This window comes from Nonomuraea sp. NPDC050328, from assembly GCF_044459405.1.
Taxonomy (GTDB): domain Bacteria; phylum Actinomycetota; class Actinomycetes; order Streptosporangiales; family Streptosporangiaceae; genus Nonomuraea.
On record NZ_JBITIW010000019.1, the window covers coordinates 1 to 21,968 of the forward strand.

At 72.4% G+C, this 21,968-nt stretch carries 7 protein-coding genes; 5 read left to right on the forward strand and 2 right to left on the reverse strand.

What is annotated here, in order from left to right:
• Positions 1 to 12: 12 nt before the first annotated feature.
• From ACIBG7_RS42500 to ACIBG7_RS42520, 5 genes are read left to right on the forward strand one after another with little or no spacing between them, the layout of a single operon-like run.
• Positions 13 to 10,386, forward strand: a complete 10,374-nt coding sequence (locus ACIBG7_RS42500; RefSeq protein WP_397339971.1) for an SDR family NAD(P)-dependent oxidoreductase — start codon at positions 13 to 15, stop codon at positions 10,384 to 10,386.
• Entirely contained in the window at positions 10,386 to 16,604 is a 6,219-nt protein-coding gene (locus ACIBG7_RS42505; RefSeq protein WP_397339972.1) for a type I polyketide synthase, read from the forward strand. Before ACIBG7_RS42500 ends, ACIBG7_RS42505 begins: the two co-directional genes overlap by 1 nt.
• Before the next feature lie 32 nt (positions 16,605 to 16,636).
• A complete protein-coding gene (locus tag ACIBG7_RS42510; RefSeq protein WP_397340041.1) occupies positions 16,637 to 18,181 on the forward strand; it encodes an acyl-CoA carboxylase subunit beta in 1,545 nt (514 codons plus the stop codon).
• Complete coding sequence (locus ACIBG7_RS42515; protein ID WP_357936000.1) at positions 18,178 to 18,390, forward strand: acyl-CoA carboxylase epsilon subunit; 213 nt, start codon at positions 18,178 to 18,180, stop codon at positions 18,388 to 18,390. Before ACIBG7_RS42510 ends, ACIBG7_RS42515 begins: the two co-directional genes overlap by 4 nt.
• Positions 18,387 to 19,541, forward strand: coding sequence for an acyl-CoA dehydrogenase family protein (locus ACIBG7_RS42520; protein ID WP_357936002.1), 1,155 nt, complete (start codon positions 18,387 to 18,389; stop codon positions 19,539 to 19,541). The genes ACIBG7_RS42515 and ACIBG7_RS42520 overlap by 4 nt, the downstream gene beginning before the upstream one ends.
• 3 nt (positions 19,542 to 19,544) lie before the next feature.
• On the opposite strand, the gene ACIBG7_RS42525 is transcribed toward ACIBG7_RS42520, so the two are convergent.
• Both ACIBG7_RS42525 and ACIBG7_RS42530 read right to left on the reverse strand, forming a co-directional pair.
• Entirely contained in the window at positions 19,545 to 20,516 is a 972-nt protein-coding gene (locus ACIBG7_RS42525; RefSeq protein ID WP_397339973.1) for a cytochrome d ubiquinol oxidase subunit II, read from the reverse strand.
• On the reverse strand, positions 20,513 to 21,952 hold the full coding sequence (locus ACIBG7_RS42530) for a cytochrome ubiquinol oxidase subunit I (RefSeq protein ID WP_397339974.1): 1,440 nt from the start codon (positions 21,950 to 21,952) through the stop codon (positions 20,513 to 20,515). Before ACIBG7_RS42530 ends, ACIBG7_RS42525 begins: the two co-directional genes overlap by 4 nt.
• Positions 21,953 to 21,968 lie beyond the last annotated feature (16 nt).

Genomic DNA, 21,968 nt, shown 5'->3' on the forward strand with positions numbered 1-21,968 from the left:
GACTTCTTCGGCATGTCCCCCCGCGAAGCCCTCGCCGCCGACCCCCAGCAACGCCTCCTCCTCGAAACCAGCTGGGAAGCCCTCGAACACGCCGGCCTCCAACCCGCCACCCTCCGCGGCACCCGCACCGGCGTCTACACCGGCCTGATGTATCAGGGCTATGCGGCAGGCGTCCTGCTGGACGTGCCCGAGGAGGTCGAGGGCTACGTCGCCAGCGGCAGCCCAGGGAGTATCGCCTCGGGGCGGATCGCCTACACCTTCGGCTTCGAGGGGCCGGCGGTCGGCATCGACACCGCCTGCTCCTCCTCCCTGGTGGCTCTCCACCTCGCCGCCGCCGCGCTCCGGCGGGGTGAGTGCGACCTGGCTCTGGCCGGTGGGGCGACGGTGATGTCCATCCCGTTGACCTTCAGCGAGTTCTCCCGGCAGCGGGGGCTCGCTCCCGACGGGCGCTGCAAGCCGTTCGCGGCGGCCGGGGACGGCACCGCGTGGGCGGAGGGCGTGGGCCTGCTCCTCGTGGAGCGCCTGTCCGACGCGCTGCGCAACGGCCACCGCGTCCTCGCCGTCGTCCGTGGCTCCGCGGTCAACCAGGACGGCGCCTCCAACGGCCTCACCGCCCCCAACGGCCCCTCGCAGGAACGCGTCATCCGCCAAGCCCTGGCCAACGCCCAGCTCACCCCCGCCGACATCGACGCCGTCGAAGCCCACGGCACCGGCACCCGCCTCGGCGACCCCATCGAAGCCCAAGCCCTCCTCGCCACCTACGGCCAGGACCGCCCGCACGGCCGGCCCCTCTACATCGGGTCGATGAAGTCCAACATCGGCCACACTCAGTCGGCTGCGGGCGCGGCCAGCCTCATCAAGATGATCGAGGCCATGCGGCACGGGGTGTTGCCCAAGACCCTGCACATCGACGCGCCGTCCCCGCACGTCGACTGGGCCTCCGGCCAGGTCGAACTCCTCACCGAGACCCGCCCCTGGCCCGAAACCGGCGCTCCCCGCCGTGCCGGCGTGTCATCGTTCGGCCTCGGCGGCACCAACGCCCACATCATCCTCGAACAGGCCCCCGTCCAGGAACCCACCCCGCCACCTGCTCTATTGGGGTCGTCTGGCTCATCTGGCTCATCTTCTGGGTCGTCTGTGTCTTCTGGGTCGTCGGCGTCGTCGACTGGGTTGTCCGGTTCGTCCGCCCCAACTGGTCCGGTCGCTTGGTTCCTGTCCGCCAAGTCCCCACAGGCCGTCCACGACCAGGCAGCTCGACTGGCCGACCACATCGCGAAATATCCGGATCTGAGCCCTGCCGACGTCGCGCACACCCTGGCCCGCCGCACCGCCCACGAATACCGAGCAGCCGTCACCGGCCAAACCCTCAACGAACTCGCCGCCGCCCTCGCCTCAATCACCGTGATTCAGGCACCACCCCGCCAGCCGATCACCTTCATGTTCTCCGGCCAAGGCAGCCAACGCCCCGGCATGGGCCGCCACCTCTACGCCACCCAGCCCGTCTTCGCCCAAGCTCTCGACGAGGTCCTCGCCGCCTTCGACCTGCCCCTCAAGCCGATCCTGTTCGCCGACGACAGCGACCTACTCGGCCAGACCCGCTACACCCAACCCGCCCTATTCGCCTACCAAACCGCCCTCTACCGCCTCGTCGAGAGCCACGGCCTGAAGCCGGACCGGGTGATCGGGCACTCCCTGGGCGAGCTCACCGCCGCCCACATCGCCGGCGTCCTCACACTCCACGACGCCGCCACCCTCATCACCGCCCGAGCCCACCTCATGGCCCAAGCACCACCCGGCGCCATGATCAGCATCCACGCCACCGAAGCAGAAGTCGCCGAAACCCTGCGAGGCCGCAGCGACGTCACCATCGCCGCCACCAACACCCCCACCCTCACCGTCATCTCCGGCAACGCACAGACCGTCGAAGAGATCGCCGCCCACTGGGCCCAGCAGGGACGACGGGCCAAGCGGCTACCGGGCAACCACGCCTTCCACTCACCCCTGATGGACCCGATCCTCGACGACTTCCACGCCATCGCCTCCACGATCAGCTACCACCCGCCGAAGATCGCCACCGGCCGGGACGCTTACGACGCCGACTACTGGACCCAGCAGATCAGACAACCCGTCCACTTCCACCAAGCCCTAGAACCGGGCAGCGCCTACATCGAGATCGGGCCCGACACCACCCTCACCACCCTGACCCGCCACACCCTCCCCGAAGCCACAGCCATCCCCACACACCAGTTCCCCGAAGCCCTAGCCCAAGCCCACACCCACAACCTCCCCACCACCTGGCCCACAGGAAGACAAGTCGACCTCCCCACCTACCCCTTCCAACACCGACGGTTCTGGCTGAACGCCCACACCCGAAACCATCACCCCAGCACAACCACCCACCCCCTGCTCGGCACCCCCACCCAGGTAGCCGACCGCGAAGAAACCATCTTCACCACCCGCCTGTCCGCAACCACCCACCCCTGGCTGACCGACCACACCATCGCCGGCGCCACCCTCATCCCAGCCACCGCCCTACTGGACCTGGCCCTGGCCGCAGGAGACCACACCGGCCACCCCCACCTGGAGGAACTGACCCTCACCCACCCCCTGACCCTCCCGACACAAGGCCACCTCCACCTCCAAACCCACACCTCCCCAGCCACACCAACCCGCCAGAAGATCGACATCTACTCAAGAACCACCCCGACCCACCCGTGGCAACACCACGCCACCGGCCACCTCACCACCGAGGCACCCCCACCCCCAGAGCACGACAAGACCCCGTGGCCACCCCCGAACGCCACACCACACCCGCTGGACCACCCGTACGAGCACCTGACCCAGCACGGCTACACCTACGGCCCCACCTTCCAAGGCCTGAAAGCCGTCTACACCACCCCCACCCACCTCTACGCCGAAATCACCCTCCCCGACCACGCCAAGCCGGACGCGCCCGCCCACCTGATCCACCCGGCACTCCTGGACGCCGCCCTCCACCCGCTCCTCCCCGGCGTAGTCGAGACCAGCGCCACCGCCCACCTGCCGTTCACCTGGAACGACGTCACCCTCCACACCACCGGAGCCACCACCCTCCACGTCCGCCTGGGCCGCGCCGAGCGGGAGTCCGGGCCGGAGGTCGAGATGGTGCTGACCGACCCCACCGGCAACCTGGTCGCCACCGTGGGCGCACTCGTACTGCGCCCGATGCCGGCCGCCGGACTGCTGAACGGCGAAGCCGTACCGACCGACGGCCTCTTCGACGTGACCTGGACCCGAGTCGAGGCAGAGCCGGCAGACGCCCCGGACTGGACCTACCTCCACGACCTCGAAGCCGATCGGCCCGCCCCACCGGTGATCGTGGTGCCGATCGAGCACGATGGCGACGCAGCCGTGCCCGAAGCGGTCCACGCCACGCTGGCCGAGACGCTGACCGCGCTGCAGTCCTGCCTGACCCGTCCCGAACTGGCCCAGAGCCGGCTGCTCGTCCTGACCCGGCGAGCCATCGCCGCCGGTCCCGGCGATCAGGTGGAGCTGGCGCAGTCGGGTGTGTGGGGCCTGGTCAGAGCGGCCCAGAGCGAGAACCCCGACCGCATCACCCTCATCGACCACGACGAGTCGGCCGACACGCGAACCCTCGCCGCCCTCCTGACCCTCGACGAGCCCCAGCTAGCCGTCCGGGACGGCCTGCCGTACGCACCCAGAATCACCCGGGCCGCCCCCCGGCCGGCGCCCGAGAAGGATCCCGGCCAGACGGTCACCCAGACCCCGGACTGGTCACGCGGCACGACGCTGATCACCGGCGGCACCGGAGCCCTCGGCGCGACGCTGGCCAGGCACCTCGTGACCAAGCACGGAGCCCGCCACCTGCTCCTCGTCAGCCGCCGCGGCCCCGAGGCCCCCGGCGCGGCCGAACTGCGGCAGGAGCTCACGGACCTGGGTGCCGACGTGACGATCGCGGCCTGCGACGCCGCCGACGCCGACGCCCTGTCGCGCACGCTCGCCGGCATCCCCGCCGAGCACCCCCTGACCGCCGTGATCCATTCCGCGGGAACCGTGCACGACAGCACGCTCGTCCAGCTCACCCCCGAGCACCTGCACGCGGTCGTCCGGGCGAAGGCCGACGCCGCCTGGAACCTGCACCAGCAGGCCCTCGGCCACGACCTGCACACCTTCGCCCTGTTCTCCTCTCTCTCCGGGCTCATCGGCACCGCCGGACAAGCCAACTACGCCGCCGCCAACACCTTCCTCGACGCCCTCGCCCACCACCGCCACACCCAAGGACTCCCCGCCACCAGCATCGCCTGGGGCCTGTGGCAGCAGGCGAGCACCATGACCGAGCACCTCAGCGCCGCCGACCTCGGCCGGCTGGCGAAGACGGGCCTGCACCCGCTCACCACCGCGCACGCGCTGAGCCTCTTCGACCAGGCCACGGCGAGCGGCCACCCGCTCCACGCCGCCGCGAACCTCGACGCCTCGCAGCGGGTCGCGTACGTGCCGCCCCTGCTGAGGTCGCTGCTGCGCCCCCTGCGGAAGACCGCCGCGCACGGCGCAGCCGCCGCGGACCTGGCCGCGCTCGACCCGAAGCAGCGGGGCGAGGCGCTCGTCACCCTCATCCGCGGCCAGACCGCCGCGGTCCTGGGTCACACCAGCGCCGACGCGGTCCAGGACGACCAGCCCTTCCAGCAGCTCGGCCTCGACTCCCTCACCGCGATCGAACTGCGCAACCAGGTCAACTCGGCGACCGGCCTGCGGCTGCCGGTGACGGTCGTCTTCGACCACCCCACGCCGGTCGCGCTCGCGGCGCACATCGCGGCGCAGTTCGCCGAGACCGCGGCCCCGGCCGCGCCGGTCGCGCGCACCGCTTCCGCTCCCGGCGCGGGCGAGGACCCGATCGTGATCATCGGCATGGCCTGCCGCTTCCCCGGCGGCGTACGCTCCCCCGAAGACCTGTGGCGGCTGGTCGCCGGCGAGGTGGACGCGATCAGCGAGTTCCCCGCCAACCGCGGCTGGGACCTCGACGCCGTCTACCACCCCGACCCCGAGCACCCCCAGACCTCCTACACCCGGCACGGCGGCTTCCTGCACGACGCCGACCAGTTCGACGCCGAGTTCTTCGGCATGTCGCCGCGCGAGGCCCTGGCCGCCGACCCGCAGCAACGCCTGCTGCTGGAGGCGACCTGGGAGACCCTGGAGCAGGCCGGCCTCGACCCCGCCTCGCTGCGCGGGAGCCGTACCGGCGTCTTCACCGGGCTCATGTATCAGGGACACGCCGCCAGCGTCTGGCAGGACATCCCGGAGGACGTCGAGGGTTACATCGCCGGTGGCAGCTCCGGCAGCATCGCCTCCGGCCGCATCGCCTACACCTTCGGTTTCGAGGGGCCCACGCTGACCCTGGACACGGCGTGCTCGTCCTCGCTCGTCGCCCTGCACCTGGCCGCCGCCGCGTTGCGCAACGGCGAGTGCGACCTGGCGCTGGCGGGCGGGGCGACGGTGATGTCCATCCCCATGCCGTTCAGCGAGTTCTCCCGCCAGCGCGGCCTGGCCCCCGACGGCCGGTGCAAGCCGTTCGCCGCCGGGGCCGACGGCACGTCCTGGTCGGAGGGCGTCGGCCTGCTCCTGGTCGAGCGCCTGTCCGACGCCCGTCGCAACGGCCACCGCGTCCTCGCCGTCGTCCGTGGCTCCGCGGTCAACCAGGACGGCGCCTCCAACGGCCTCACCGCCCCCAACGGCCCCTCCCAGGAACGCGTCATCCGCCAGGCCCTCGCCAACTCCGGCCTCACCCCGGCCGACATCGACGCCGTCGAAGCCCACGGCACCGGCACCCGCCTCGGCGACCCCATCGAGGCGCAGGCCCTCATCACCACGTACGGCTCCGCCCGTCCCCCGGACCGGCCGCTGTGGCTGGGCTCCCTGAAGTCGAACATCGGCCACACCCAGGCCGCCGCCGGCGCGGCCAGCCTCATCAAGATGATCCAGGCCATGCGGTACGGCACGCTGCCCCGCACCCTGCACGTCGACGCCCCCTCCCCCTTCGTCGACTGGGCCGACAGCGGCGTCGCCCTCCTCACCGAATCCCGCCCCTGGCCCACCACCGCCCGCCCCCGCCGCGCCGCGATCTCCTCCTTCGGCATCAGCGGCACCAACGCCCACGTCATCCTCGAACAGCCGCCGACCGCCTTCGAGCCCGCCACCTCCGAGCCGACCCCTTCCAAGCCAGCGACCTCCGAGCCCGCGACCTCCGAGTCCACGACCTTCGAGTCCGCAACCTCCGAGTCCGCGGCCTCCTCCGCGCCCGCAGCCTCCGCCCCCGCCACTTCTGAGCCCGCTTCCTTTGAGCCCTCCGGCCCGACCACGGCTGGTTCGGCCCAGGCTGGCTCGGTCCCGGCCGGTTCGGTGGCTTGGTTCTTGTCCGGCAAGACGCCACAGGCCGTCCACGACCAGGCAGCTCGACTGGCCGACCACATCGCGAAATATCCGGATCTGAGCCCGGTTGACGTCGCCCACACATTGGCCCGGCGGACCGCCCACGAATACCGAGCCGCCGTCACCGGCGAAACCCCCGACGAACTGGCCGCCGCGCTCGCCTCGGTCACCGTGGTTCAGGCACCGGCCCGCCAGCCGGTCACCTTCATGTTCTCCGGCCAGGGCAGCCAGCAGCCCGGGATGGGCCGCCACCTGTACGCCACCCAGCCCGTCTTCGCCCAGGCTCTCGATGAGGTCCTCGCGGCGTTCGACCTGCCGCTCAAGTCGATCCTGTTCGCCGACGACGATGATCTGCTCGGTCAGACCCGCTACACCCAGCCCGCCCTGTTCGCCTACCAAACCGCCCTCTACCGGCTAGTCGAGAGCCACGGGCTGAAGCCGGACCGGGTGATCGGGCACTCCCTGGGCGAGCTCACTGCGGCCCACATCGCCGGCGTCCTCACACTCCACGACGCCGCCACCCTCATCACCGCCCGAGCCCACCTCATGGCCCAAGCCCCACCCGGCGCCATGATCAGCATCCACGCCACCGAAGCAGAAGTCACCGACACCCTGCAAGGGCGGACCAACGTCTCGATCGCCGCCACCAACACGCCCACCCTCACCGTCATCTCCGGCAACGCGCAGACCGTCGAAGAGATCGCTGCCCACTGGGCCGAGCGCGGACGGCGGACCAAGCGGCTACCGGGCAACCACGCCTTCCACTCACCCCTGATGGACCCGATCCTCGGCGAGTTCCGGGCCGTGGCGGCGACCGTCACCTATCACGCGCCCAAGATCGACACGGGCCGAGAGTCCTACGACGCGGACTACTGGACGCAGCAGATCAGACAGCCCGTCCACTTCCACCAAGCCCTCGAAGCCGGGACCGCTTACGTCGAGATCGGGCCGGACACCACGCTCACCACCCTGACGCGCCACACCTTGCCCGAAGCCACAGCCATCCCCACCCACAACCTCCCCGAAGCCCTAGCCCAAGCCCACACCCACAACCTCCCCACCCAGTGGCCGACAGGAAGACAGATCGACCTCCCCACCTACCCCTTCCAGCACAAACGGTTCTGGCTAACCCCCACCTCAAGGCACACGCCCACCAACACCCACCCCCTCCTAGGCCCCCCAACCACCCTGGCCGACACCGACGAAAAGGTCTTCACCAGCCGCCTGACCCTCCCCTGGCTATCCAGCCACCCCACCTTCCCAGCGGCAGCGGTCGTCGAGGCAGTCCTCGCCATAGGCCACCCCACGATCGACGAGCTGACCTTCCACACCACCCCGGTCCTCCCTTCCACCCCCGACCTACATCTCCAGCTCCGCCTCCGTCCCGCCGAAGACGGACGACGGCCGGTGACCGTACACCTCAGAAGTGAGGCAGCCGAAAAGTGGACCCTGCTGGCCACCGGCCACCTGTCCACCGACGATCAGCCGCCCGCCCCCGCCAAGGGTGACCCGATCGAAGCGGCCCTGTCCGCGGACCAACGCCAGGAGGCGGCGGCCTACGGCCTGCACCCTGAGCTCCTCGACCAGGTCGTGTCCCACGTGGACGGCACCCCGGTGACCTGGCGCGGCATCCGGCTGCACGCCCAGGGCGCCCACCAGGTGACCGCGAGGCTGGCCGAGGTCGGCGAGCACACGTACGCGCTCACCCTCCTGGACCCCGCCGGCGACCTGGTCGCGACCGTCGACTCGATCACCTTCGGGCACCTCCCCGAGGAACGGCTCCCCGGAGCCCGGAGCGAGGTGTACCGCTTGGAGTGGACCCCGATCGAACTCCCCGACGCGAACGACTCCGCCGATTCCGCCGGCTGGGCAACGCTCGGCCCAGCGAGTGACGACCTGCCGGGGGTCCCGAGCTACGAGACCCTGGCCGCCGCAGCCGAGCCGAGCGACCCGCCCGGCCACCTGCTGCTGTCCTGGCCCTCCGGCCCGAACGATGACGACGTGCTCACCGCCACCGGCGAGGCCGGGGCGCGGGCGCTGGAGCTGGTCCAGGCCTTCCTCGGCGACCCCCGGCTCGACAAGACCCGCCTGGTGGTGCACTTCAGCGGGCGGAGCCTGGCCGATCACGCGGTGCGCGGCCTGTTCCGCACCGCCCAGGCGGAGTCCTTCGGCCGGGTGCTGCTCGTGGAAACGCCCGCAGGCACGCCGGACCTCGCCGCGCCCGCTACCGCCATCGCATCGGGCGATCCGGACTTCGGGGCTCGCCCGGCCACCCTCGCGTCCAGCGCGCCGGACCTCACAACCCTCCCCGCCGCCCTCGCGTCAGGCGAGTCGGAGCTGCGCCTGGTGGACGGCGGCTGGCAGGCCCCCCGGCTGACCCGCGAGACCCAATCCGCCGGCCCATCCACGTTCCCCGGAACCGGCACGGTCCTAATCACCGACGGCACCGGGCCCGAGGGGGCAGAGCTCGCCCGCCACCTGGTGACCCGGCACGGCGTCCAGCACCTCCTGCTCCTCACCAGGCACGACCCGGACGGCCAGCCGCTGCGCGCGGAACTCACCAGCCTGGGTGCGGCGACGGTGACCCTCGCCGCGTGCGACCCCGCCGACGCCGAGGACCTCGCCCGAACCCTGCAGGCCATCCCGGCCGAGCACCCGCTGACCGCCGTCATCCACACCGCGAGTAGCCGCGACGACCTGACCGCCGGGGCCCACCCTGCGAAGGCCCGCGACAACGTGACCGCCTTGGCTCCCACCGCGAGTGGCCGCGACGGCGGCGCTCAGGAATCCGAGCACGGTCGTCCGGCCCACGCCCGGAGCACGCTCACCCATCTCACCCCCGCCCAACTCCGCACCACCCTCCAGGCGAAAGCAGCCGCGGCATGGAACCTGCACCAGCAGACCCGTGACCTGGCCGCGTTCGTCCTGTACTCCTCCATCGCCGGGACCGTCGGCGGGCCAGGCCAGGCCGCCCGGGCGGCGGCCGACGCCTTCTTCGACGCGCTCGCCCGGCACCGGCACGCCGAGGGTCTGCCTGCGACGGGCATCGCCTGGGGGATGGCCCGCGAGCAGGACCGGCGCGGGGGCATGAGCATCGAGCGCGCACTGACCTCGGAGCAACGCCTGGCCGCCTTCGACGCCGCCCTCACCGCCGGAACCTGGGCTCCACTCGAGGGCGGCGATCGACCGCCGGCAACCGAAGGAGCGCGGGTCGCCGCGGACACGGGCGGGAACCGACTGAAGGCCAGCGCCACAGAACTGCTGCGCGCCACCGAGGACACAGACAGGAGGCGGACGGCCCCCGCAGGAGACCCGGTGCGGGTGGCCGTGGAGGTCGACCTGGCCGCGTTGCGGGCCCTGGGGGCGGTCCCGTCGGTGTTGCGTGGGCTGCTCGCCGGGAGCCGGCATCGCAAGCAGGCCCGGTCCACGGCCCCGCTTACCGAGCGGCTCGCGGGGCTGGCTCCGGCCGAGCGCCGGACCGTCGTCCTGGGGCTCGTACGGACGCAGGTCGCCGCAGCTCTGGGCTACGCACAGCCCGCATCCGTCGACCTGGGTCAGCCCTTCCAAAACCTGGGGCTCGACTCGCTCAGCGCGGTCGACCTGCGGAACCGGCTCCAGGCCGAGACCGGCCTGCAGGTGGAGGCCACCGTGGCGTTCGACCATCCCACCCCGCTGGCCGTGGCGGAGCTACTGCTGTCCAGGCTCTCCCCGGAGGAGGGCGGCGGGGTGGATGCGCTGCTGGCCGAGATGGACCGCCTCGACGCGCTGCTCGCCGCCGTCCCGGACGACCACAAGGACCGCGGGACGCTCTACCGGCGGCTGAGAGCCATCACCACCAAACTCCACCGCCCCGCCGTACCCCAGGAAGAGGCGGCGGACAGCCGCCTGGAGTCGGCCTCGGCCGAGGAGATCTTCGCCTTCATCGACACAGAGCTCGGCCGTACGACAGGAGAGGTGCGCTGATGTCCGAAGAGCAGAAGCTGCTCGACTACCTCAAATGGGTCACCGCCGATCTCAAGGAGACGCGCCGGCGGCTCGCCGACCTGGAGGCGGCCGAACAGGAGCCGATCGCGATCGTCGGCATGGCCTGCCGCTTCCCCGGCGGGGTGTCCTCACCGGAGGAGCTGTGGCGGCTGGTCGACGAGGGAGTCGACGCGATCGCCGAGTTCCCCGCCGACCGCGGCTGGGACATCGACGAGCTGTACGACCCCGAGCCCGGCAAACCCGGCAAGTGCTCCACCCGGGAGGGCGGGTTCCTGCGGGACGCGGCGTTGTTCGATCCCGCCTTCTTCGGCATCTCGCCGCGCGAGGCGCTCGCCATGGACCCGCAGCACCGGGTGTTGCTGGAGGCGTCCTGGGAGCTGTTCGAGCAGGCCTGCATCGACGTCACGACGTTGAAAGGCAGCAGGACCGGCGTCTTCGTCGGCATCGTCGAGGAGAGTTACCTCGGGCTCAACGCGCCGGAGGAGCTCGAGGGCTACCTGATGACCAGCAAGCTCAGCAGCGTCGCCTCGGGCCGCATCGCCTACACCTACGGCTTCGAGGGTCCGGCGGTCTCGCTGGACACGGCGTGCTCGTCCTCGCTGGTCGCCCTGCACCTGGCTGTCCAGTCGCTGCGTTCGGGCGAGTCGGACCTGGCCGTCGCGGGCGGCTCCACGGTGAGCGCCGACCCGGGCGGGCTCATCGACTTCTCCCGCCAGCGCGGCCTGGCCGCCGACGGGCGGTGCAAGTCCTTCGCGGCGGCGGCCGACGGGACGTCCTGGTCGGAGGGGGTCGGACTGCTCCTGGTCGAGCGGCTGTCCGACGCCCGCCGCAACGGTCACCGCGTGCTGGCCGTGGTCCGTGGGTCGGCGGTCAACCAGGACGGTGCGTCCAACGGCCTCACCGCGCCCAACGGGCCCTCCCAGGAGCGGGTCATCCGCCAGGCGCTGGCCAACTCCGGGCTCAGCCCGGCGGACATCGACGTCGTCGAGGCCCACGGCACCGGGACCCGGCTCGGGGACCCCATCGAGGCGCAGGCCCTCCTCGCGACGTACGGCAGGCATCGTCCGCACGGGCGGCCGTTGTGGCTTGGCTCCCTCAAGTCGAACATCGGCCACAGCGTCGCGGCCGCGGGGGCGGGCGGGGTGATCAAGATGATCCAGGCCATGCGGTACGGCACGCTGCCCCGGACCCTGCATGTCGACCAGCCGACTCCTTTTGTGGACTGGTCTTCCGGTCAGGTCGAGCTGCTCACCGAGGCGCGCCCCTGGCCCGACACCGGTGCTCCTCGGCGTGCGGCGGTGTCGTCGTTCGGCGTCAGTGGCACGAACGCCCACGTCATCCTCGAACAACCCCCAGCCATCTCGGAACCCGCCGCCTCCGAGCCCTCTGCCGCGGCACCGTCTGGCCCGGTGGCCTGGTTTCTCTCCGGCAAGACCCCACAGGCGGTCCATGACCAGGCGGCGCGTTTGGCCGACCACATCGCGAGATATCCGGATCTGAGTCCTGCTGACGTCGCCCACACCCTCGCCCGCCGCACCGCCCACGAATACCGAGCCGCCGTCACCGGCGAAACCCTCGACGAACTCGCCGCCGCCCTCGCCTCAATCACCGTCGTCCAGGCCCCACCCCGCCAGCCGATCACCTTCATGTTCAGCGGCCAAGGCAGCCAACGCCCCGGCATGGGCCGCCACCTCTACGCCACCCAGCCCGCCTTCGCCCAAGCCCTCGACGAGGTACTCGCCGCCTTCGACCTGCCGCTCAAGCCGATCCTGTTCGCCGACGACGGTGACCTGCTCGGTCAGACCCGCTACACCCAGCCCGCCCTGTTCGCCTACCAAACCGCCCTCTACCGGCTCGTCGAGAGCCACGGCCTGAAGCCGGACCGGGTGATCGGCCACTCTCTCGGGGAGCTCACCGCCGCCCATGTCGCCGGCGTCCTCACCCTGCAAGACGCCGCCACCCTCATCACCGCCCGAGCCCACCTCATGGCACAAGCCCCACCCGGCGCCATGATCAGCATCCACGCCACCGAAGCAGAAGTCGCCGAAACCCTGCGAGGCCGCAGCGACGTCACCATCGCCGCCACCAACACGCCCACCCTTACCGTCGTCTCCGGCAACGCACACGCCGTCGAGGAGATCGCTGCCTCGTGGGCCGAGCGCGGCCGGCGAACCCGACGGCTACCGGGCAACCACGCCTTCCACTCACCCCACATGGACCCGATCCTCGACGAATTCCGAGCGGTGGCAGCGACCATCACCTACCACCCGCCCAAGATCGCCACCGGCCGGGAATCCTACGACGCCGAGTACTGGACCCAGCAGATCAGACAACCGGTCCACTTCCACCAAGCACTAGAAGCCGGAAGCGCCTACGTCGAGATCGGGCCCGACACGACACTGACCACCCTGACCCGCCACACCCTCCCCGAAGCCACAGCCATACCAACGAGTGAGTTCCCCGAAGCCCTGGCCAAAGCCCACACCCACAACCTCCCCACTCATTGGCCCACAGGCAGACAGATCGACCTCCCCACCTACCCCTTCCAACACCAGCGCTACTGGCTAACCCCCGCCTCCACCACCAGCTCCCACCACCCCCTCCTAGGCACCCCCACCCACGTAGCAGGCACCGACGAGACGGTCTTCACCAGCCGGATCTCCCCCCACACCACCCAGTGGCTGACCAACCGCACCCTCCCCACCGCCGCCCTGGCCGAGCTGCTGATCCGAGCCGCCGACGAGCTCGGCTGCACCACGGTGGACGCCTTCCATCAGCGAACCCCGATAGCCCTCCCACCCAAGGGCGCCCTCCAGATCCAAGTGAAAGCAGGCCCAAAGGACGAAGCAGGCTCCCGAAAGGTCCGCATCTGCGCCCGCCCCGACGACGCGGACGCCCCCTGGACCGAGCACGCCCACGCGACGCTCACCTTCACCGGCCCCGCAGCCCCGTTCGACCTGACCGCCTGGCCACCGCGAGACGCCCACCCCCTCCCGCTGACGGAGAGCAGCGGCGTGACGGCGGCGTGGCAGCGCGGTGACACAGTCTTCGCCGAGGTCGTCCTCCCGGAACAGGCCAGATCGGGCGGCTCCCGCTTCGGGCTGCACCCGGTCCTCCTCGACACGGCCTTCCAAGCGGCCCTGCTGGCGAGTCCAGACACGCAGAAGGAGCCCGTCGGATGGGACGGCCTGCAGTTGCACGCCTCAGGCGCCACGAGCCTGCGCGCCGAGCTGACCCGCCAGGGCGACACCCTCGCCGTACGGCTCGCCGACCAGGTGGGCCAGCCGGTGGCCACCATCCGCGAGGTCCGCCTGGGCCACCTGGCCACCCCCACAGACAGCCACCACCACGACGAACTGTTCCACCTGGGCTGGACGCCGATCACCCTGACGCCTCCGGCGTACCCGCTGCGGTGGGGTGTGCTCGGCCCCCGCGAGGGCGTCGCGGAGACGCTGGCCGCCGAGGCCCTGCCCACGCTCCGCGGCGCGGGCGACGGCTCCCTGGACGCCGTCCTCTACCCCATCCGGCCGACGAGCGACCAGGACCCGGCGGCAACCGCCGACGACGCCACCCGGGCGGCGCTCGCCCTGGTGCAGGAGTTGCTCGCGGACGACTCCCTGGCCGAGACCCCGCTCGTCGTCGTGACCAGCAGCGAGCTCCTGGCCGACCCGGCCGCCGCCGCCGTCTGGGGCCTGCTGCGGTCCGCCCAGTCGGAGGCCCCGGGCCGCATCGTCCTGGCCGACCTGGACGACGACCCGGCCTCGGCCGCCGCGCTGCCGGCCGTACTGCTGTCGGGTGAACCCCAGGTGGCCGTCCGGGAGGGCCGGGTGCTGCTGCCCCGGGCCCGCCGGGCGGCGCCCGCGCCCACGAGGAGCCGGTTCGGCCCGGAGGAGACCGTGCTGATCACCGGCGGCACCGGCTCGCTGGCCGCCGCGCTGGCCCGTCACCTGGTGACCCGGCACGGCGTCCGGCACCTGCTGCTGGTCAGCCGCCGAGGTCCGGAGGCGCCGGGCGCGGCGGAGCTGCACGAGGAGCTCAGCCTGCTGGGCGCCACGGTGACGATCGCCGCCTGCGACACCACCGACGCCGAAGCCCTGGAGCGCACCCTGGAGGCGATCCCGGCCGGCCATCCGCTGGGCACGGTGGTGCACACCGCCGGGCTCGTCGACGACGCCACCATCCCGACCATGAGCCCGGCCCAGCTCCGCACCGTCCTGGCGCCGAAGACCCATGCGGCGTGGAACCTGCATCGGCAGACCCTGGCCCATCACCCGCACACCTTCGTCCTGTACTCCTCCATCGCGGGCGTGATCGGCGGCCCGGGCCAGGGCAACTACGCCGCGGCCAACTCCTTCCTCGACGCCCTGGCCCGCATGCGCCGGGCCGAGGGCCTGCCGGCGACCAGCATCTGCTGGGGCCTGTGGGAGCAGGCGACCGGCATCACCGGCCACCTGGCCGAGGCCGACCGGCGCCGGATCGCCAGAACCGGCCTGAGCCCGCTCACCCAGGAGCAGGGCCTGGCGCTGTTCGACGCGGCGCTGAGCAGCGAGGAGCCGGTGCTCGTGGCCACCCCGCTGAAGCTCTCCACGCTGCGGGAGAACCCGGCGCAGGTGCCGTTCGTCCTGCGCGAGCTGGTGCGCGTCCCGGCCCGCCGTACCGCCCAGAACAGCGACTCCGGCCTGGCCTCGCTGGCCGGGCGGCTGGCGGAGCTGGGCGAGGCCGAGCAGCACCGGCTGATCCTGGAGGTGGTGGCCGGTGAGGTGGCCGCCGTCCTGGGGCTCGACGGCCCGCGCTCGGTCGGCGCCGGCCAGCAGTTCACCGACCTCGGCTTCGACTCGCTGACCTCGGTCGAGCTGCGCAACCGGATCAGCGCCGCGATCGGCCGCCGGCTGCCCGCCACGCTCGTCTTCGACCGGCCGACGCCGGGCGAGCTGGCCGCCTACCTGCGCGCCGAGCTGCTGGCCGCCGGGACGCAGGCCCGCCAGGAGGTGGACTTCGCCGCCGAGATCCGGCTGGCCGACGACGTACGGCCGGCCCGCGAGGTGGTCCGGGTGGCGGGCGATCCGGGCGAGGTGCTGCTGACCGGGGCGACCGGGTTCCTGGGCGCGTTCCTGCTGCGCGACCTGCTGCGTTCGACGCGGGCGACCGTACACTGCCTGGTCAGGGCGAGCGACGAGGCGAGCGCGCGGGAGCGGCTGCGCGCCAACCTGGAGTGGTACCGGGTCTGGGACGAGGTGGATCCCGACCGGATCCGGCTGGTCGTCGGCGATCTGGCCGCGCCCCGGCTGGGGCTGTCCGAGGCGGACTTCGACGACCTGGCCAAGACCGTCGACGCGGTCTACCACGCGGGCGCCTCGGTCAACTGGCTGCACCCCTACGACCGGCTCAGGGACGCCAACGTGGGCGGGACCGAGGAGGTGCTCCGGCTGGCCGCGCGCCACCGGACCGTCCCGGTCCACTACGTGTCCAGCACCGGCGTGTTCGCCCGCGCGGCCGAGGACGGCCGCCCGCTGCGGGTGGACGACCCGACCGGGCCCGGGCAGGCGCTGCCGACCGGGTACGTGCAGAGCAAGTGGGTGGCCGAGCAGGTCATCGGCCTGGCCAGGGAGCGCGGGCTGCCGGTTTCGGTGTTCCGGGTGGACGTCATCTGCGGCGACCAGGTCCGGGGCGCCTGCCAGACGCGCGACTTCGTCTGGCTCAGCCTGAAGGGCCTGCTGCAGGCCGGGACCTTCCCCGAGGGCCTCGGCGGCCGGCTGCACCTGGTGCCGGTGGACTACGTCAGCGCGGCGATCGTCCACCTGGCGGGCCGGGCCGGCAGCGCCGGCGGCACCTTCCACCTGTACAACCGGGAGGGGGCCGGGTTCGGCGACTTCGTCGCCCACCTGCGCGCGCTCGGCCATCCGCTGCGCGAGCGCGACTGGGCCGGCTGGCGGGCGCGGGTGGACGCCGACCGGCGCAACGCGATGACCCCGCTGCTGGACGCCTTCGAGCTGATGGCCGCCGGCTCCGGCGACTTCTACCCCGAGATCGACACCACCGAGACCGATGAGGCGCTGCGCGGGACGGGGATCGAGTGTCCCCCCATCACCCGCGAGCTGTTCGCCACGTACGTGAACTTCTTCCGCGAAGTGGGCTATTTCCCGGCCCCGCCCACCGACGAGCACCCGAGGCCGATCAAGGAGGCGATGACCGCGTGACCGTCATACACGAGCGTTCCCAGGAGCCGTCCATCGAGGAGCGGCTGGCCGAGCTGCAGCTCATCCGCGAGGGAGTCCGGCAGGGCCCGGACCCGGCGGCGACCGAGCGCCAGCACGCCAAGGGCAAGCTGACCGCGCGTGAGCGCATCGACCTGCTCCTCGACGCCGGATCCTTCCAGGAGATCGAGCCGCTGCGCCGGCACCGCGCCGCCGGGTTCGGCATGGACGAGCGCCGGCCGCACACCGACGGGGTGATCTGCGGCTGGGGCACCGTCTACGGGCGCACGGTCTTCGTCTACGCCCACGACTTCCGCATCTTCGGCGGGGCGCTCGGCGAGGCCCACGCGCAGAAGATCCACAAGGTGATGGACCTGGCCCTCGAAGCCGGCGCGCCGCTGGTCTCGCTGAACGACGGGGCCGGCGCCCGCATCCAGGAGGGCGTCACCGCGCTGGCCGGCTACGGCGGCATCTTCCGCCGCAACACCGCGGCCTCGGGGGTGATCCCGCAGATCAGCGTCATGCTCGGCCCGTGCGCGGGCGGCGCGGCCTACTCGCCGGCGCTCACCGACTTCGTCTTCATGGTGCGGGACATCGCGCAGATGTTCATCACCGGGCCCGACGTCGTCCAGGCGGTCACCGGTGAGGAGATCACCCATCTCGGGCTCGGCGGCGGGGACGTGCACGCGCGCGTGTCCGGCGTGGCGACCGACGTCTACGACGACGAGGAGACCTGCCTGGAGGACGTGCGGTACCTGCTGTCGCTGCTGCCGGCCAACAACCGCGAGCTGCCGCCTGCCGTACCGGTGGCCGATCCGCCGGACCGGCCCTGCCACGCGCTGCTGGACCTGGTGCCGACCGACCCCAGCCGGCCGTACGACATGCGGCAGGTGATCACCGAGCTGGCCGACGACGGCGAGCTGTTCGAGATCCAGCCGGAGTGGGCGACGAACATCGTCTGCGCGCTGGTCCGGCTCGGCGGGCACGTGGCGGGGGTGGTGGCGAACCAGCCGCTGTCCATGGCGGGCGTGCTCGACATCCACGCCAGCGAGAAGGCGGCCAGGTTCGTGCAGTTCTGCGACGCCTTCAACATCCCGCTCGTCACGCTGGTGGACGTGCCCGGCTTCCTGCCCGGGGTGAGCCAGGAGCACAACGGGATCATCCGGCACGGCGCGAAGCTGCTCTACGCCTACTGCAACGCCACCGTCCCGCGCGTCTCCCTCGTGCTCCGCAAGGCGTACGGCGGGGCCTACATCGTGATGGACTCGCGCTCGATCGGCGCGGACCTGTCGTTCGCCTGGCCGGCCAACGAGATCGCGGTCATGGGCGCCGAGGCCGCGGCCAACGTGATCTTCCGCAAGCAGATCTCGGCCGCCGCCGACCCGGCCGCCACCCGCGAGCGCCTGGTGAAGGAGTACCGGGCGGAGCTGATGCATCCGTACTACGCCGCCGAGCGCGGGCTGGTCGACGACATCATCGACCCGGCCGAGACGCGGGCCGTGCTGATCCGCTCGCTGGCCATGCTGCGCACCAAGCACGCCGGCCTGCCCAGCCGCAAGCACGGGAACCAGCCGCAATGAGCGCGCCCGTGCTGCGGGTCCTGCGGGGCCGTCCGGGCGACGCCGACCTGGCCGCGCTCGCGGCGGTCCTGATCCTGGCCCGCCCCGGCGGCGAGTCCGGCCCGCCGGCCGCCCGGGCGGCGAGCTGGCTCCGGTCCGGCGCCGGCTACCTCGCCCCCGGCGCGTGGACCGCCGGATCACCGACCACGCTGGAAGGAGACCGCCGATGACCGGCTTCGTGGAGACCGCGCGCAGCTTCGCCGCCGAGGAGTTGCTGGGCCGGAGCGCCGCCCTCGACACCTTCGACGAGCCGCCGCACGAGCTGTTCGAGCGCTTCCGCCGGACCGGGCTGGCGAACTGGTGGCTCCCCGAGGAGCACGGCGGCCTCGGTCTGGGCCTGGCCGACGGGGTGCGGATCGTCAACGAGCTGGCCTACGGCGACGCCGGCGTGGCCTTCACCCTGTTCATCTCGGTGCTCGGCACCTCGATGGTCTCCCTGTACGGCTCGCCCGAGCTGCGCGAGCGCCACCTGACGCCGATGGCCAAGGAGGGGACCTTCTGCGCCACCCTCGGCAGCGAGCGGGAGGCGGGCAGCGAGCTGACCAAGATCCGCACCACGGTGGCGCGGGACGGCGAGGAACTCGTGGTGAGCGGGGAGAAGTACTTCTCCACCAACTCCGGTTTCGCCGGGTTCCTGGTCGTGGTCGCCCGCTCGGCCGACGAGCCCGACACCTACTCGGCGGTGCTCGTGCCCGCCGGTACGCCGGGGCTGCGCATCGTCAAGCGCTGGGACCTCAACGGCCTGCGTTCCTCGGCCACCTACCAGGTCAGCCTCGACGGCTGCCGCGTCCCGGCGGGCAACCGGCTGGACGGGTCGGGGCTGCGGCTGCTGGAGATCGGGCTGAACGCCAGCCGCATCCTCATCGCCACCACCGCGGTGGGCCTCGCGCGCCGGGTGCGCGACCTGTGCCTGGAGTACGCGGCGGCCAAGCCGTTCAAGGGGGCGACGCTGGCCAGGAGCTCGGTCTTCGGCGCCAAGCTCGGGCAGATGGAGATGTGGATCGACGTGATGAAGAGCCACTGCCTGAGCGCGGCCCGCGAGTACGACGAGCTGATGGCCCGGCCGGACGCCGCCGCCGCCTTCGGCCGGCTGGGCACGCTGAAGTCGGCGCTGACCGCGAAGATGTTCTGCGGCCAGGCCGGGTGGGCGGTGGCCGGCGCCGGATCGGAGATGTTCGGCGGGCTCGGCTACACGCACGACCACCCGATCGGGAAGCTGTTGCGCGACATGCGGTACGTGTCGATCGTGGAGGGCGGCGACGACGTGCTGCGCGAGCTGCTGTACGGCCGCTACGTGCAGAGCGCCGCCCGCCGCTCCTAGGGACTAGAGGTAGGCGGGGCCCTCCGCCGGGCGGCGGAAGCGCCACCAGGTCCAGGCCTGTACGGCGAGCACGAGCGGCAGCACCACCAGGCCGAAGGCGCTGAGGACGGCCAGCGAGGCCTCGTCCGCGGCGCCTTCGGCCACGGTCATCCCGGTCCCGCCCGCGCCCGGCAGCACGTACGGGTGGTTCGCCGCGCCGAGCAGCACGACGGGCAGCGCCGCCGCGACCCCGGTGGCGGCGAACGCCCACCCCGCCCGGCCCCGTCGCGCCGCCCACCAGGCCGCCCCGAGCACCGCCACCATCGCCGCCGCCAGCGCGACGGCCGCACCGGGCTGCGTGGGGCGAGCCGTACCCACGCCCAGGAGCGCGGCGCCCGCCACGGCCACCGCCGCGACGGCGAGCACCGGCCCCGGCCGGGCCGGCGCCCGACCCGGAACCCGGAGCCGGGCGAACATGAGCCCGTGGGCGGCGAACACCGCGGTGAGGGCCAGCCCGCAGGCGAGGACGAACGGACCGGCCACCATCGCCCAGCCGAGGTCGAAGCCGCCGTCGGCCCGCAGCGGCAGCCCGGTCAGCAGCAGGCCGAAGATCATCCCGAAGGCGGTCGCCGGGATCACCCCGCCCGCCACGACGCAGACCGTCCAGAACCGCCGGCCCGCGCCCCCGGCCGCCCGGCCGCGGAGCTGGACGCCCGCCTTGCCCAGGGCCAGCGCGGCCACCAGCGGGACGAACAGTGGCGCGAATCCGGGCAGCAGGCTGCCCTCCAGCCGGGGGAAGGCCCCGATCAGCACGGCGAGCGCGCCGACCAGCCAGACCTCGTTGCCGAAGTAGAACGGCCCGAGGCCGCCGAGCAGCCGCGCCCGTCCGTTCCCGGCCGCGGCCAGCATCTGCACGCCGTAGTCGGCGCCGCCCAGCACGAAGTAGCCCGCCAGCAGGAAGCCGAGCAGCGCGAGCCAGAGGTCGGCCAGGTTCACAACGTCTCCAAGGTCAGCTTGTCGCGCTCGGGTTCGTGCCTGGGTTCGGCCGCGACGGCGCCCAGGTGCGCCTCGGCGGGCTCGCGGCGGGCGAATCTGAGGATCAGGACCCAGTCGGCGACGGCCAGGACGGCCAGGACGCCGATGAAGGTCACCGTCGAGGCGAGCATCGTCCCCCAGGTGACCGGCGAGAGCCCGTCCTCGACCTTCAGGTGGCCGTAGACCAGCCACGGCTGGCGGCCGACCTCGCGCATCACCCAGCCGGCGAGCGCGGCCACGAAGGGCAGCGGCGCCGCGGCGACGAGCGCCGCCGCCAGGGCGCGCTCGCTCCTGGGCCGGTAGAGGAGCAGCGCGGCGGCCAGCACGTTGCAGGCGAGGTAGACCTCCAGCCGGTGCGGTCCTGGCGCGCCGAAGACCAGGCCGCCGGCGAACTCGCCCATGGAGTTGCCGGCCGCGAGCGCCGCGACGACCGCGACGGCGCGGTGGCGCACGAGCAGGTCGCGGAAGACCAGCAGAAACGCACAGAGGCTGAACAGGCCGAGCACGTAGCCGAGGTAGAGCATGGTCTCCTCGCCGAGCTCCGCCCAGTACGGGGGCACGTAGTCGCCGGGCCCGTAGCGGGCGGCCAGTCGCGCCTGCAGCTCGCCGGTGGGCACGTGCGTGAAGAGCAGCACCTTCATCGGCTGCTTGTCGATCATGAGCGGGAACTGCAGGTTGCCGACGACGGCGGTGGGGATGATGGCGACCGCGGCGACGGCGGTGCCGAGCCGGAGCGAGAAACGGAAGCCGGCCGGCTCGGTGGTGGCGCGGCGCAGGCGGTAGGCGCTGACGCCGGCCATGAACAGGCCGCCGGCCAGGAGCGCGGCCGAGCTGACGTGGATCAGCGCGAGGATCGCGTTGGGGCTGCCCAGCAACGCCCCGGCGTCGGCCAGCCGGGCGACGCCGTCGCGCACCTCCAGCCCGGCGGGCATCTGCATGAAGGCGTTGACGACCAGGATCCAGTACGCCGAGGCGTAGGCGGTGAGCGTGACCAGCCAGATGAGGGCGGCGTGCAGGCCCGGCCGCAGCCGCCCCCACCCGAAGATCCACAGGCCGAGGAAGGTCGACTCGGCGAAGAAGGCGACCAGCGCCTCCAGGGCCAGCGGCGCGCCGATCACGTTGCCGGCGAACTTGGTGAACCCGCTCCACGACAGGCCGAGCTGGAACTCCATCACCAGCCCGGTCACCAGCCCGACGGCGTAGTTGATCACGTAGAGCTGGCCCCAGAAGCGGGTCATCCGTAATCGCCGCGCGCGCGTCTCCGGGTCCCGGGACCGTACGGCCAGCGTGTGCAGGACCGCCACCAGCGGCGCCAGCCCCAAACTGAAGATCACGAAGAGCCAGTGCAGGCCGGTGGTGACGGTGAACTGCAGCCGGGCCAGGTCGAGAATGTCCATGCCGTCCTGCCTTCGC

Bases quoted from the DNA above. Each gene is read 5' to 3' on its own strand.
- ACIBG7_RS42500 (WP_397339971.1), top strand. From the start codon at position 13: ATGTCCCCCCGCGAAGCCCTCGCCGCCGACCCCCAGCAACGCCTCCTC.
- ACIBG7_RS42505 (WP_397339972.1), top strand. From the start codon at position 10,386: ATGTCCGAAGAGCAGAAGCTGCTCGACTACCTCAAATGGGTCACCGCC.
- ACIBG7_RS42515 (WP_357936000.1), top strand. From the start codon at position 18,178: ATGAGCGCGCCCGTGCTGCGGGTCCTGCGGGGCCGTCCGGGCGACGCC.
- ACIBG7_RS42520 (WP_357936002.1), top strand. From the start codon at position 18,387: ATGACCGGCTTCGTGGAGACCGCGCGCAGCTTCGCCGCCGAGGAGTTG.
- ACIBG7_RS42530 (WP_397339974.1), bottom strand. From the start codon at position 21,952: ATGGACATTCTCGACCTGGCCCGGCTGCAGTTCACCGTCACCACCGGC.